We start from the raw sequence: 13,473 nt of genomic DNA, 5'->3' as shown, positions 1-13,473 counted from the left end.
ACTATACGGGCAGCAGTCGGACATCTACCGCTATATCTTTTCCTTCGGCATTACGGCCAACGGTAAATTCAACTTCATCGTCTACCTGTAATTCGTTGAAGTCGGTATCGATTAAACTTGTATAGTGAAAAAACAGGTTATTGGGCGGATAATTCACAAAACCATAGCCCGTTTTCAGGCTGCGTATCGTACTAACTTTTCGGCCTTCGGGGTCGTCGTCTATCGTGTCAGCAAGGTTATAGTTTGGCTCGTCAGATGGTTGGTACGCTTCTTCATACGCATCACTCGCACTAAGACCGGCTCCAAAGCTATGGCTGTTACTGTAAGTGCTGCCACTACTACTGGTACTACTTGGCACCGCTGTGAAGGTTGGACGGGCCTGCTGTTTCACAAATAAATTTTGAATCACCATATCATTCCGGCGGCTCCGGTCATCAATGAGTCCATGCATACCAACTGGATAGGAAACCTCCTCCAATAGGTCTTGTGATGTGCGGGTCACCTGTTTTTCACCCTGTTCATTCAGGAATTCAAAATCCCAACTCAGCACCATAATCCGTGAGCCAAGCGTGTTTAGTTTGCGAATGAGTGGTACATAGTCACCATCAGATGTGATCAGTACCACTACATCGAATTTCTTGTACTGAGCCAACTCGAATGCCTCAAGTGCCAACCATACATCAATTCCTTTTTCCTGACGGTAACCCTGGTATGTCTTTACAGGCAAATAGTGCGTTACAACACCCTCCGACATCAGAATATCGTCGAATAAGCGGTCATAAAACAGTTGGTTACCCCGCTGATTCGCTTCATGGGCATTTAGCCGCCCCCGGAAATAGTGTGCATCTACAATCTGGCATAAACGTTCATTCACGCCTTCTTCTTCGGCCACCTGTCGCCGAATGAACGCGTGCAAACCCGAAATACTTATGCGACTGCGCCGTTCGTGAGAATAATTATAATAATTGCTTACGTGTAGAAAATAATTTCCGTCATAAAAAACCCCAACGCGGGTTAATCTGGATGCTGCTGGCATGTTTCTAACTAAGAGTTTATTAGGTGTATTATTATGGAATTCGATTATAAATAGTTGTTCTCTTAACTGCTATCTAGATTATATAAATTATGGTTTACGAACAGCTTTATTTACAGGCGATTATTGTAACAGTACGATAAAAACTGTAGCCGCAACGAATAAATTAAAGAGAGGATATGGATACTGATAGAAACGGTAAAGACAACTATAGAGAACTCTTGCTACAAAAGTAGTATAATTTCGTTTGTAATACGCTCCAACTGTATCTTTGTCGTATTTCTCTTATACGAATTATGCAAAAAGTAGTATTTGTTGACCGTGACGGAACGCTTATCGCCGAGCCACAGCCCGATCAGCAGGTTGATTCACTAGCCAAACTCGACTATATTCCAAAAGCGATTTCGGCCATGCGTAAAATTGCCGAAGAAACGAACTATGAACTCGTTATGGTCACCAATCAGGATGGCCTCGGCACCGATTCCTTTCCTGAAGATACATTCTGGCCTGCTCATACTAAGATGATGGACACATTTGCGGGCGAAAATATCAATTTCTCAGCCGTCCACATAGACCGACATTTCCCGCGCGACAATTCGACCACCCGAAAGCCCGGCACCGGAATGCTGACCCGCTATTTCGAGGCTCCTTATGACCTTGCCGATAGTTACGTTATCGGTGACCGGCTAACCGATGTTCAATTAGCTATAAATCTTGGCGCCAAGGCAATTCTGTTTCTGCCACCCAATGGCTTGGATACGGTACAAGCCGCTGATGTTGAGGGCTTAACTGAGGCTATGCAAAAGGCTATTGTCCTTAAAACCGACGATTGGGATAAAATTTACGAGTTTTTGCGCTTACCCGCCCGCCAATCCACTATTGAGCGTACGACAAAAGAAACACAAATCCGGGTCGAATTAAACCTCGACGGACGCGGTCGGGCCGATATTCATACAGGCATTGGCTTTTTTGACCATATGCTCGATCAGGTAGCGAAACATTCCGGTGCCGACCTCACCATCAACGTTGATGGTGACCTGCATATTGACGAACACCACACCATTGAAGATACAGCCCTAGCTCTCGGTGAAGCCTACCGTCGTGCCCTTGGCGACAAACGAGGCATTAGCCGCTACGGTTTTCTGCTGCCAATGGACGAAGCACTAGCGCAGGTGGGCATTGATTTTTCGGGGCGGCCCTGGTTAGTCTGGGATGCTGAGTTTCGGCGAGAGAAAATTGGCGATATGCCAACCGAGATGTTTTATCATTTCTTTAAATCGTTCTCTGACACCGCCCTCTGTAACCTGAATATTAAGGTCGAAGGGGACAACGAACACCACAAAATCGAAGCTATTTTTAAGGCGTTCGCCAAAGCTATTAAAATGGCTGTCCGGCGTGATATTAACGAATTGGATAACCTACCGAGCACAAAAGGTGTTTTATAATAACTCAAACAGCCTGTGTTTGGTTTATAAATCAGACAAACAGCCAGACCTTGTTTGAGCCATTGGGTTTTCCTCGTACTTTTGCATCAGAATTCAACTGAACATCGATATGGATTTATCAACACCTTTAACACTTCTTTTCTACGCGGTACTGCTAGCGTCTGCTTTTGTAACTGGCCGTTGGTTAGAGCGCAACGACCGGAAGTATTAACTCAGTGAGCAGTTATCAGTAAACAGACGCTGCTGAAAGCAACTGTTTACTGATAACTGTTAAACGAGCCGGCGTCCCGGTATATCATTACATATGCTGGGTACCCTTACCCGTTGGTCATTTAAACGTTGGGGATGGCGGGTTGTTGGACCCATCCCGACTGTGCCGAAAGCAATTTGGGCAGTGGCTCCACATACTACCAATTGGGATTTTTTGCTTGGCCTCGGAATCCGTCCAACTATCCATATCTGGATTCAGTTCCTCGCCAAAAGTTCGCTATTCAACTGGTATTCAGGCTGGTTATTTCGAGCGTTGGGTGGAAAGCCGGTTTACCGCGATAAGTCTCATAATTTAGTGGACGCGATGGTTGATGTATTCGATCAGAACGAGCATCTCCATATTTGCATCGCCCCCGAAGGTACACGCAGCAATGTCGATAAGCTGAAAACGGGATTTTATTACATCGCCTTAAAAGCCAACGTTCCCCTTATTCTGGTTGGCTTCGACTGGCCCCGCAGACTAATTCTGTTGAGTGAACCGCTCTATGTAACCGGCGATTATTCAACAGATATGGTGCCTTTCTATGAATTTTTCGCCCAGGTTCACGGTATTAAAAAAGACTGGCTAACGCAGTGGGAAGAAACAGGTGTGATTGAGTAAGCCGCTTTCATTTCGCATCTGCCAATCCTACTTTCTTACGTAGCTCCTCCACCATCAGTCGGCCGGCTCGTTCTGAAGCTCCCGGTCCACCCATCTTTTTCTGCACATCAGCGTAACCAGCTAACTGTACATCCCGTCGTGCTCCCCCCGGCAGGATAACACTAAGTTCGGCGGTGATACGGTCGGGGGTAAGGTCGTTTTGAATCAATTCGGTTACAATTTCATGGCCTGCAATCAGATTCACAAGCGAAATAAACGGCACTGAAATCAGGTGTTTGGCAATGGCGTATGTGATACCTGTTGTTTTGTAACAAACTACCTGCGGGATGTTCAACAGCGCAGTTTCGAGTGTAGCGGTGCCAGATGTAACGAGCGCGGCTGTGGACACATGTAATAAATCATAGGCTGCATCGCTAACACGAAGCACATTTGGGTAGTCAGCTAACAAGCTATCATACAGCGTATCGGGCAAATTAGTTACTGTTCCAACCACGAATTGATAACCGGGAAACTGTCGGGTTGCGCTTAACATAGCCGGAAGTATAGACGTAATTTCCTGACGACGACTGCCGGGCAATAAAGCAATAACAGGACGCTCGTCTAACCCAATTTTTTCACTAAATGCATTAGCAGGATGAAAGTCAGCGAGGGCATCTAAAAGCGGATTACCGACATATTCAACATCATACTCGTACTTGGCGAAGAACTCCGTTTCAAAAGGCAGAATTGTAAACAGCTTATCGACATTCGCCTTTATCTTAAGTGCCCGACGCTGATTCCAGGCCCACACCTTCGGCGATATGTAATAAAACACCTTAATACCATTCTTTTTGGCAAAACGAGCCATACGAAGATTGAACCCGGCATAGTCAATCAAAATGAGTACGTCGGGCCGGTGAGCCAACAAATCAGCCTGACACTCGCGTAAAATCCGACGAATGGTGCCGAGGTTTTTCGCCACTTCCAAGAAACCCATAAACGCCATTTCTCGGTAATGACGCACCAGTACGGCCCCGGCGGCTTCCATTTGCTCACCCCCATACGCCCGAAAAGTAGCCTCAGGCTGGGCCGTCGTATGGTCGTACTGACGAATGGCGCGAATAAGGTTCGCGCCGTGCAAATCGCCGGAACGCTCACCAGCAATCAAGTAGTAGTTCATGGGTTATTCGCCGAAATAATCCACAAAATTTTTCGGGGTTTCGTAGAGTCGAAGTTGGTGTAGATGAGCCTCGGTGACGGGTTCAAGTGCCTGTTCGATAATCTTCCAGATTTCCATAATGAAGATTTCGCAACTAGCCATTTTACCCTGCATGAAGTCCACATCAAGGTTCAGGTTTTTGTGATCCACCTTCTCGATAACCTCTCGTTTAACGATGTCACCCAGCAACTTCAGGTCAATCACAAAGCCCGTGTCGGGATCGGGTTCACCCTTCACCGTCACAATTAATTCGAAGTTGTGCCCATGCCAGTTTATGTTCGCACAGGGACCAAATACTTCTTTGTTACGCTCTTCTGACCAGGCTGGATTATAGAGCCGGTGAGCCGCGTTAAAATGCTCAATTCTGTTGATATATACCATTTTTCTGGTTTAGATGGGGCGGTTGCCAGAAACGCCAATTTGATAAAATTGGCTACAAAGGTACGAACAGTTCCGACGCTATAAAAGTAATGTATACCGCCAAACGTATAGCTGGTGAGTGATCAAACGTATATCAAAAAAATGCAATTTAATCAGGAAATACGCTATTCATTTGTCGAAGTAAAAACACGTATCTTTACAGCCGTTTTCGCCTTATTTACTCTGATACTTACCTAATTATCAATACAAATACCTTTACGACTACCACTTTATGATTATCGTTACGGGAGCCGCCGGTTTTATTGGAAGCTGTTTAATCAGCAAGCTGAATCAGGAAAATTTCAATTTCATCATTGCTGTTGATGATTTTTCATATCCTGAAAAAGAAGCCAACTTAGCCGGAAAGCGGGTTCAGGAGCGGGTAGATCGAGAGGTGTTTTTTGACTGGCTCGACCAGAATTATCATGAGGTCGAATTTATTTTTCATATCGGTGCCCGCACCGATACAACCGAGTTTGACCGCCAGATTTTCGAGCATCTAAACGTAGAGTATTCCAAGCAGATATGGCATCGCTGCATTCAATATCAGATACCCCTCGTCTATGCCTCATCGGCGGCAACGTATGGCCTGGGTGAATTAGGATATGATGATAACGAATCGTTGATTCCGCAGTTGAAACCCCTCAATCCTTACGGCGACTCGAAAAACGAATTCGACATTTGGGCATTAGAGCAGGAACGCAAACCGTTTTTCTGGGCTGGACTGAAATTCTTCAATGTTTACGGTCCGAATGAGTATCACAAAGGCCGGATGGCTTCCGTAATTTTTCATGCATTCCGACAGATTAAAGAGTCCGGCGCCATGAAGTTGTTTCGGTCGCACAACCCCGACTTTGCCGATGGTGAGCAGATGCGCGATTTCGTTTACGTAAAAGATCTGGTGGAAGTTTGTTCGTTTTTGATGCACCACCGGCGTAATTCCGGCATTTACAATCTTGGTAGCGGTAAGGCCCGCACTTTTCTCGACCTAGTTAAGAACACATTCCAGGCACTTGGCCTCGAACCCGAGATCAGCTTTATTGATACTCCTGCTGACATTCGCGACAAATACCAATACTTCACCCAGGCTAACATGGCCAAGCTGCGCTCCATCGGCTACGACCGGCCATTTACATCGCTGGAAGATGGAATTGCCGATTATGTAACGAACTACCTGAGTAAGGAAGACTATTTGTAAATAACCCAGCCACGCCTACCATTTTTTGAAGATAAAAAATACGGCAATCACAAGGAATACAAAACCGACAAGGTGATTCCAGGCTAGTTTATCAGTTTTAAAAACAAATACGGTAATGAGTGTAAATACCGTAAGCGAAACAGCTTCCTGAACGGTTTTGAGCTGAAAAAGGGAGAACGGTCCACCTGTCTCATCTGATCCTATTCGGTTGGCGGGCACTTGAAAAATATACTCAAAGAAAGCTAGCCCCCAACTCAGCATAATTATGCCAAAAAGAGACAGTTTTGCCAGCATTGGATACTGTTTAACCTGAAGATGACCATACCAGGCCAAAGTCATAAAAATGTTCGACAACGTTAATAATAATACACAGTAAAGCCCTTTCATTGGCAAATGGAGATAATTGGTAAATTAATTATTAGTTACAGGTAAGGTTAATTCGCTGGTAAACGTATACGCCTGCCAGTTGAGTTGTAACGTTCCACCAAGCAACATTGTTAGCCGATGGCTAATCCAGAGACCCAGCCCATGCCCTTCTTTGAGTGGATCAGCCCGGAAGTACGGTTGGATTAAATCGAGCGTTGGGCCGCTGTCTCGAACCGTATGATTTTGTACTCGAATTATCCAGCCAGCCGAATACGTCACAAGAACCAGAACAATACTGCCCGCCACGGCATACTTGATGGCATTTTCAATTAGATTCAGTAGAACGTGTTCCAGTTTGACAGCGTCTGTCGATACCCATTCTGTTGGTAACTCATCCATTTTGAAGGAGACTATCACTTCATAATCAATGGCTAATCCTGCTAACTGAGTTAAACATTTCCTAACTAAATCCGGAATAACAACCTCCCCCATTTTAAGCGTCTGACTAGAATCATCGGGTCGGCTCAATGTCAGAAACTCATCAAGCAGCCTGGCCAAACGGCTCACTTCATCCAGTTGGCCAACCAAAAACGGTTTTATAGTTTGATCAACCTGCTCGTTGCTGAGCGTTACTTCGAGGCCGGTTTTCATAACGGTCAACGGCGTTCGTAGCTCATGGGCAGCAGCACCAAAAAAATTCCGTTGCAAGTCAACATTTTCCCGAATACGACCCAGCATACGATTCAATGTGTCGGTTAATTGGTACAGTTCATCGCGGGATTTTGGCAAGGCAATCTGGCTACTATCTGTGGCATTACTAATCATACTCGCCTGATCAACAATTGCTTGAATAGGTCGCAGTAACCAACCTGCCACCTTATAACCAGCGCCAAAAGCCAACGCCAGACTTAGCAGCCAACCTACACCAAACACCCATCGTAGCTGACTTATATCCTGACGCAAGTTTATATCCGGTACGGCCAGTGTCAGCGTAATCTGCCCATCGGGTGCCTGCTCTGTAGTGGTTTGACTGGTTATTGCCCGATATGAATATCGATTTTTGATCCTTTGCTGATCATATTTATCAGGAAAGCCAGGACTTCGAAACAGTTCTCGAGTGTGGCCGTAAGCCTGATACAGCACCTGCATTCGCTCCCTGTCGGTAGGCAGTGGCAAAATAACGGGGTCCACGCTCACCAATGACAACAACCAGTCAGCCCGCGTTTGAGTGGCCCGATCGAAAGCAGTCTGCAAACTTGTTTCGGCATGGTTGAGCATCAACCAACCCGCCAATAGGCTCACACCGGCAAATACAGCCGTAACGGCCAGTACGATACGACTGCGAAGGCTCATGTTGTTTTGAGCCGATACCCCCGGCTAATAAGTGTTTCAATTAATCCACTAAGACCAACGGAATCAAGTTTTTTACGTAATTGGTAAATGTGAACCTCAATGACATTACTACCCATATCGAAATCCACAGCCCAGACCTTCTCCGCAATTTCATTTTTAGTAACTAACTGTCCAGCCCGGCGCATGAGCAATTCGAGTAGAGCAAACTCGCGGTTTGTCAGGTCAAGGGTAATTTTATTTTTGACTACTTCGTGCGACACAAGCCGCATTTCCAAATCAGCTACGCGCAATACTACATTATCACTTGTGGTACTTCGACGTTGCAAAACACGAATCCGGGCTAGTAACTCATTGAAATCAAACGGTTTTCGTAAATAATCTACAGCACCTAAATCCAGTCCCTGTACTACTTTATCAGGATCACTCAGGGCAGACAGAATCATAACCGGAACGGTTAACCCAAACGCACGAATATTTTGCAGTACCTCAAAGCCCGTCTGTCCAGGTAGCATCAGGTCGAGCAACACCAAGTCATACAGCCCACCGGCAATATGATCGAGTCCTTCGGAGCCCGAATGCGTTAAATCAGCTACGTGACCATGTTGTTCAAGGCCCTGCTTGATGAACCGAGCTAATTTGCGCTCATCTTCGATAACTAAGATTTTCAAGTAGATAGAGAGAATGAGTTAAAGAGTGAAAAACTATCGGATTTGATAGTTTTTCACTCTTTACGTTTACCGAACTAAATATTGCTGTCCGTTGATGGTCAATACCGAAGCCCTTAGGATATTTACCTTTTCTAGCTGAACCTGTCCATCCCGAAGCCTTCTTGGGTATCCCTGCACAGTAATCGTACTTCCTTTTTTGGCCAAATCCGTAAGTTGATAGGCAACGTGAGACGGAATACTCACAACTGTTTTGTCGTCCAGTATTAACCCATTGACTCGTCCCCCACGATCAAGTCGATAATCCGCAATTTTCCCCGTAGCGGTCGTCAATGTTGGCGTGTCGGGAGTAGCAGCGGGGTTAGCTGGGGGCGTATCAAAAACCGTCACTTTCCCAGCCGTCAGACTATTCATGTGGAAGCGAACTTCGCCAGTTGGTGTTGTTTCAGAATAACCCGTAACGCTTACGTTACTACCCGGTTTGACTGCTTTCTGAACTTGTGCGCCTAAATGAGGTGGGAACTTCACCGTCGTGGCAGAACCAGAACCAGCGTTGAGCGTGAAACCATCAAGGATAAAATCATCATTACCGACTAACTGACCAACTGTACCCGAAACGGTTGTTAAAGAAGTTAGTCCGTCAGCTTGGTGTTTTCTGCCGGGGCCTTGTTCGCTAGCCCGATTATCGCGGCCAAATCCAGGTCCAGGTCGACCATGCCGACGACCAGGACCACCAGGAGGAGCCACATCAGGGGCATTACCATCAGGGGCTTTCATAGCTATTGCCGGTTCTCCGGGACCCGCCCCAGTTGGATTTTGTGCATGAGCGAAGGGAGAGGCTAACGTCGAGACAAAGACGGCAAGGGCGATTAATTTTGCACTGGTTTCCATAAGTCAATTGTTGTTTACTGTTAATTATGGAAGCAAAGCTATCATTACCGTCTAAAGCCCATCTGAACTGGAAATTAATTTTTCTTCATCTTGGATTTATTCCCAAACAACCTCAATTACTTCCTTTTTCAAGTCTATTGTTGTCTGTTTCTCATCGACTGACCGGCGCAAAGTCAGTTTGCCATTGGTAACTTTGGCAGCCTCCTGCTGCAATACATGCGTAGCGTCTTTTTTGTGAAACACGGATATAACCACCTCGGTCGTTGTAATAGGCAGGGTTATAGTTTTGCCGGTAGCTTTCACCAATCGGGCCACAGTAGGCAATTCCTGATTACGGAGTAAGGCTAGTGCGCGCGATGCCTGCGGAACTCCGTACCCAATATAATTATTACCGTATGGGTACAGGTGGGCCGACTTTTCAATAATTGACATTACTTCTTTATTGGTTAGCTTCGGATTTGCCTGCATGATACAGGCCGCAAAACCAGTGATAACCGGGGCCGACAGCGATGTACCATAGAGCGAAAAACACGATACATTAGGTTTTAAATACGCCAAGCTTTCAGGCCCAATACTACTATACCCGATGCGGTTCCAAAGTCGAGCGTTTGTCGCACCAATGGCCAGCACACCTTGAGCATCGGCGGGGGTACTGATGATGCGCCACGAGCGGTCTTCCCCTTCGTTACCCGCCGACACAATAATCAAAATTCCTTTTTTGTCAGCGGCTATCTGCGCAGCCTGACTGATTAGGCTGGTATGGCCGTCCATCTGACCAGGTTCATAATTATCTTTAGGGTTACTCATGCCTTTAGCATACCCCAGCGAAGTGTTTATAAGCCGGACGCCGAGGCTATCCATCCACTCCATTGCCGCCACCCAATTGTCTTCTTCTCCCCGGTATTCACGATTTCCCTGATCGGTACGGGCAAGGTAAAATGTTGCGTCGGTAGCCAGCCCAAACTGAATATTTTCGGTTGGATCATTACCCGCAATAGCCGCTAGTACCTCCGTCCCGTGAAAATCGGCGTTGGTTTCGAGCGTATGGAGCAGGTCATTATGCGTCTTTTTTTCATTCACATAATCGCGTACCAACTTCACTCCCTGACGAGCAAATATATGTTTGAGCGCGTTGGCAGAATCGGCACCAAAAAAACCGGCATCAATAACGCCAATGTTCACAAATCGTCCTGTCAGACCTGCCTGCGCAAAGTCGGGAGCCTGAATCTGCGACATAACCGGCGCTAACTGAGGATTGGCCGTTTTGGCTATCGACGTAATGACAATAGCCGGATCAATAGCCTGAATAGCGTTCACGAAAGGCATTTTTGCTACCTGGGCGTACTGCTGAGGAGTCAGCCGAACCGACACCGCATTGAGCCAACGTGACTGGAAAATGGGCTTCACGCCTATCTGTTTTAATTGATTTAGATACGTGGCGGAAACGGGTTGGTCGGTATCATCTATGGGTAATTCTTGCAGCTTCCGTTGAGCAATAGCTGTCGGCGACAATGCCAGAGGAGAAGTTTTGTCCTTATCATGCAGTAAAACCCAATATTTGGGGCCGTCCACGCTTGTTCCATTCTGGATTGATCGCGCTAAGTCGGGAGGGGTTAATCCAGATCGGATCCCGTCAGGCTGCCCCTGCACCAAAAACGGTAACAAGCAAAGAAACAGAGATAGTCGAAACGTCATGATTAGTTTAGGATGTTAGATAAGCGGTTTCTTTGTAGTAAGAATCGTATAAATTCTAAACTAAAAAACAGGCATAAACTCTTCCGGCTTTTGAGTTTCTTTGCAAACTTAATCACAAATGCGCCCTCAACACCCACCATATGCGTTATTTACCCATTGACGACCAGCTTTTCGTCCAAAACCGCCAGCGGCTTATTACGTTGCTGAAACCCAAATCGTTGGTCGTTTTGAATGCCAACGATAGTATGCCTACCAATGCAGATGGCACCATGCCGTTCCGCCAAAACAACGACCTCTTTTACCTTACGGGAGTAGATCAGGAAGAAACGCGCCTGGTACTATTTCCTGACCACCCTGACCCAAAATTTCGCGAGGTCCTGTTTCTGCGCGAAACCAGTGAACTTATTGAAATTTGGGAGGGCCATAAACTAACGAAAGCAGAAGCCGAACAGGTAACGGGTTTACCACAAAAACAGGTTTATTGGATGCATCAGTTTGAGCAAATTTTTGGGCAGATGGTATTCGAAGCCGAACACATTTACCTGAATACCAATGAGCATACCCGCGCGGGGGTGGAAGTTCAGAGCCGAGATGCCCGTTACATCGAAGAGTTTCGGCATCAGTATCCGTTGCATCAGTTAGAGCGACTGGCTCCCCTGATGCACTACCTCCGGGCCATTAAACAACCGCAGGAAATACCACTTATCCAGACCGCTATTGACATTACCGATAAGATGTTTCGGCGGCTTCTTAGGTTTATCAAACCAGGTGTGTGGGAGTATGAAATCGAAGCCGAAATGATGCACGAATTCCTACGTAACCGTTCGCGGGGAGCAGCCTATACACCCATTATTGCATCGGGTGCAAACGCTTGTGTACTGCATTATATTGATAATAGTCAGCAGTGCCAGGACGGCGATGTGATTCTGCTCGACATTGGTGCCGAATATGCCAACTACAACGCCGATATGACCCGCTCTGTCCCCGTCAATGGCCGGTTTACAACACGCCAACGGGCCGTTTACGACGCTGTATTACGCGTAATGAAAGAAGCGACGCAAATGCTCCGGCCCGGCAATCTTTGGGATGAGTACCACCGTGAAGTGGGCAAAGTAATGGAGTCAGAGTTGATAGGACTGGGCCTACTGAACCGTACTGACGTGGAAAAACAAGACCCCGATGCGCCTTTATATAAAAGATATTTCATGCACGGTACCTCCCACTTCCTTGGTCTCGACGTACACGATGTGGGGAATAAATACCGTAGAATGGAAGTCGGCATGGTCTTCACCGTTGAACCGGGCATTTACATTCGAGATGAAAAGCTGGGCATTCGACTCGAAAATAACGTACTTATTACAGAATCAGGCAATATAGATTTGATGGCCAACATCCCACTTGAAGCAGAGGAAATTGAGGAGATGATGAACAGATAATAAATTATCAGACCGCACGGACGGCCTCGTTGTGAATCAGTATGTGTCAGTCGTACATCGTAACGAAGCCGCCCGCGCTGTCTACCTATCTGTATATCTGTGTATCCCCTACATCACTTCGCTTTAGCCTGTTCTCGATCGAGGGCAATGTTTAAACTGGAATAAATCCGACGGATTGCCGTTTCCAGACGTTCCCAACCGCTATCGGATCGAAGGTCAATATCGCCAATATGATCCCGCTGGGTACTGGTGAGCACAATATTTGTGACAGCCGCAACCATTAAGCTGGTAATAGCGAGCGGGTCAAAGTCCGAATAAGGGGCTAGCTTAGCTACCATATTCTTATAGGACTGATCCCGAAAATCGGCTAGCCGACGGGCTAGTTCGGTCTCACCATTTGACATTTCCCAACGAATCAGTTCCTGAGAAGACTTACGCGTCCGAAACTCGCGCATGAACTGAATAGTGTATTCTGACCAGGCTTTACTTCGAGATTCGGGAGGCACATTATCCGGCACCGAATCCAGGAATTTCTCATTAAACATTGAGAGGAAGAAACCACGATGTACGTATGCTTCCAATAAACCGTTCCAGCCACCAAAATAACGATAGATAAGAACTTTGTTTACCCCAGCACGGTCTGCAACGGCGTTGATACCAGCTTTTTCAGTGCCTCGTTCGGCCATTACTTCGCCCATAGCTCGTAAAATACGCTCCATGGTCATCTGGCGATTTCTACGCTTGACAACTTTCATAAATTGGTGTTTTTTTTAAGAGGAAGAATAGATTACTATCTTTTTTTTATCAAATAGTTACCCTTGTGCGTAGAGATCGCAGATTTGCTGCAAGCACAAATGTGGTTATTACCAGTGACGTTTTCAAACCATAAAATAATAAAAATC

General features: G+C 46.3%; 13 protein-coding genes. 4 read left to right on the top strand and 9 right to left on the bottom strand.

Features of this window, described 5'->3' with window-relative positions; genetic code table 11:
• Position 1 precedes the first annotated feature (1 nt).
• Positions 2-1,036 (bottom strand): NYN domain-containing protein, encoded by a 1,035-nt coding sequence (locus ACFS25_RS06190; RefSeq protein WP_381497649.1) that lies wholly within the window; start codon positions 1,034-1,036, stop codon positions 2-4.
• A gap of 293 nt (positions 1,037-1,329) precedes the next feature.
• Between ACFS25_RS06190 and hisB the strand changes: the two genes are divergently transcribed.
• Both hisB and ACFS25_RS06180 read left to right on the top strand, forming a co-directional pair.
• A complete protein-coding gene (gene hisB / locus ACFS25_RS06185; RefSeq protein WP_381497647.1) occupies positions 1,330-2,478 on the top strand; it encodes a bifunctional histidinol-phosphatase/imidazoleglycerol-phosphate dehydratase HisB in 1,149 nt (382 codons plus the stop codon).
• A gap of 304 nt (positions 2,479-2,782) precedes the next feature.
• Entirely contained in the window at positions 2,783-3,349 is a 567-nt protein-coding gene (locus ACFS25_RS06180; protein WP_381497646.1) for a 1-acyl-sn-glycerol-3-phosphate acyltransferase, read from the top strand.
• Positions 3,350-3,356: 7 nt separating this feature from the next.
• Here ACFS25_RS06180 and lpxB read toward each other — a convergent pair whose 3' ends face one another.
• Both lpxB and ACFS25_RS06170 read right to left on the bottom strand, forming a co-directional pair.
• Positions 3,357-4,508: a lipid-A-disaccharide synthase gene (gene lpxB / locus ACFS25_RS06175; RefSeq protein WP_381497644.1), complete on the bottom strand. Its 1,152-nt coding sequence runs from the start codon at positions 4,506-4,508 to the stop codon at positions 3,357-3,359.
• A 3-nt stretch (positions 4,509-4,511) separates the two neighbouring features.
• On the bottom strand, positions 4,512-4,928 hold the full coding sequence (locus ACFS25_RS06170; RefSeq protein ID WP_381497642.1) for a 6-pyruvoyl trahydropterin synthase family protein: 417 nt from the start codon (positions 4,926-4,928) through the stop codon (positions 4,512-4,514).
• A gap of 271 nt (positions 4,929-5,199) precedes the next feature.
• Between ACFS25_RS06170 and rfaD the strand changes: the two genes are divergently transcribed.
• Positions 5,200-6,165, top strand: a complete 966-nt coding sequence (gene rfaD, locus ACFS25_RS06165; RefSeq protein WP_381497640.1) for an ADP-glyceromanno-heptose 6-epimerase — start codon at positions 5,200-5,202, stop codon at positions 6,163-6,165.
• 15 nt (positions 6,166-6,180) lie between these two features.
• Here rfaD and ACFS25_RS06160 read toward each other — a convergent pair whose 3' ends face one another.
• From ACFS25_RS06160 to ACFS25_RS06140, 5 genes are all read right to left on the bottom strand, one after another.
• Positions 6,181-6,552: a DMT family protein gene (locus ACFS25_RS06160; RefSeq protein WP_381497638.1), complete on the bottom strand. Its 372-nt coding sequence runs from the start codon at positions 6,550-6,552 to the stop codon at positions 6,181-6,183.
• A 24-nt stretch (positions 6,553-6,576) separates the two neighbouring features.
• Positions 6,577-7,884 (bottom strand): sensor histidine kinase, encoded by a 1,308-nt coding sequence (locus ACFS25_RS06155; protein ID WP_381497637.1) that lies wholly within the window; start codon positions 7,882-7,884, stop codon positions 6,577-6,579.
• A complete protein-coding gene (locus ACFS25_RS06150) occupies positions 7,881-8,552 on the bottom strand; it encodes a response regulator transcription factor (RefSeq protein ID WP_381497635.1) in 672 nt (223 codons plus the stop codon). Before ACFS25_RS06150 ends, ACFS25_RS06155 begins: the two co-directional genes overlap by 4 nt.
• A 66-nt stretch (positions 8,553-8,618) precedes the next feature.
• Positions 8,619-9,440 (bottom strand): hypothetical protein, encoded by an 822-nt coding sequence (locus ACFS25_RS06145; protein ID WP_381497634.1) that lies wholly within the window; start codon positions 9,438-9,440, stop codon positions 8,619-8,621.
• A gap of 96 nt (positions 9,441-9,536) precedes the next feature.
• A complete protein-coding gene (locus ACFS25_RS06140) occupies positions 9,537-11,135 on the bottom strand; it encodes a S8 family serine peptidase (RefSeq protein ID WP_381497633.1) in 1,599 nt (532 codons plus the stop codon).
• 140 nt (positions 11,136-11,275) lie between these two features.
• Here ACFS25_RS06140 and ACFS25_RS06135 point away from each other — a divergent pair, with 140 nt between their 5' ends.
• Positions 11,276-12,571: an aminopeptidase P family protein gene (locus tag ACFS25_RS06135; RefSeq protein WP_381497632.1), complete on the top strand. Its 1,296-nt coding sequence runs from the start codon at positions 11,276-11,278 to the stop codon at positions 12,569-12,571.
• A gap of 113 nt (positions 12,572-12,684) precedes the next feature.
• Here ACFS25_RS06135 and ACFS25_RS06130 read toward each other — a convergent pair whose 3' ends face one another.
• Complete coding sequence (locus ACFS25_RS06130) at positions 12,685-13,326, bottom strand: TetR/AcrR family transcriptional regulator (protein WP_381497630.1); 642 nt, start codon at positions 13,324-13,326, stop codon at positions 12,685-12,687.
• Between the last annotated feature and the right edge of the window lie 147 nt (positions 13,327-13,473).

The organism is Spirosoma flavum (genome assembly GCF_042686045.1).
GTDB lineage: Bacteria > Bacteroidota > Bacteroidia > Cytophagales > Spirosomataceae > Spirosoma > Spirosoma flavum.
This window is presented reverse-complemented; position numbering and strand designations above follow the sequence as displayed.

What these genes read in the sequence shown, in the direction of transcription:
- ACFS25_RS06190 (WP_381497649.1), bottom strand. Translation starts at nt 1,036, where the DNA reads ATGCCAGCAGCATCCAGATTAACCCGCGTTGGGGTTTTTTATGACGGA.
- hisB (WP_381497647.1), top strand. Translation starts at nt 1,330, where the DNA reads ATGCAAAAAGTAGTATTTGTTGACCGTGACGGAACGCTTATCGCCGAG.
- ACFS25_RS06180 (WP_381497646.1), top strand. Translation starts at nt 2,783, where the DNA reads ATGCTGGGTACCCTTACCCGTTGGTCATTTAAACGTTGGGGATGGCGG.
- lpxB (WP_381497644.1), bottom strand. Translation starts at nt 4,508, where the DNA reads ATGAACTACTACTTGATTGCTGGTGAGCGTTCCGGCGATTTGCACGGC.
- ACFS25_RS06170 (WP_381497642.1), bottom strand. Translation starts at nt 4,928, where the DNA reads ATGGTATATATCAACAGAATTGAGCATTTTAACGCGGCTCACCGGCTC.
- rfaD (WP_381497640.1), top strand. Translation starts at nt 5,200, where the DNA reads ATGATTATCGTTACGGGAGCCGCCGGTTTTATTGGAAGCTGTTTAATC.
- ACFS25_RS06160 (WP_381497638.1), bottom strand. Translation starts at nt 6,552, where the DNA reads ATGAAAGGGCTTTACTGTGTATTATTATTAACGTTGTCGAACATTTTT.
- ACFS25_RS06155 (WP_381497637.1), bottom strand. Translation starts at nt 7,884, where the DNA reads ATGAGCCTTCGCAGTCGTATCGTACTGGCCGTTACGGCTGTATTTGCC.
- ACFS25_RS06145 (WP_381497634.1), bottom strand. Translation starts at nt 9,440, where the DNA reads ATGGAAACCAGTGCAAAATTAATCGCCCTTGCCGTCTTTGTCTCGACG.
- ACFS25_RS06140 (WP_381497633.1), bottom strand. Translation starts at nt 11,135, where the DNA reads ATGACGTTTCGACTATCTCTGTTTCTTTGCTTGTTACCGTTTTTGGTG.
- ACFS25_RS06135 (WP_381497632.1), top strand. Translation starts at nt 11,276, where the DNA reads ATGCGTTATTTACCCATTGACGACCAGCTTTTCGTCCAAAACCGCCAG.
- ACFS25_RS06130 (WP_381497630.1), bottom strand. Translation starts at nt 13,326, where the DNA reads ATGAAAGTTGTCAAGCGTAGAAATCGCCAGATGACCATGGAGCGTATT.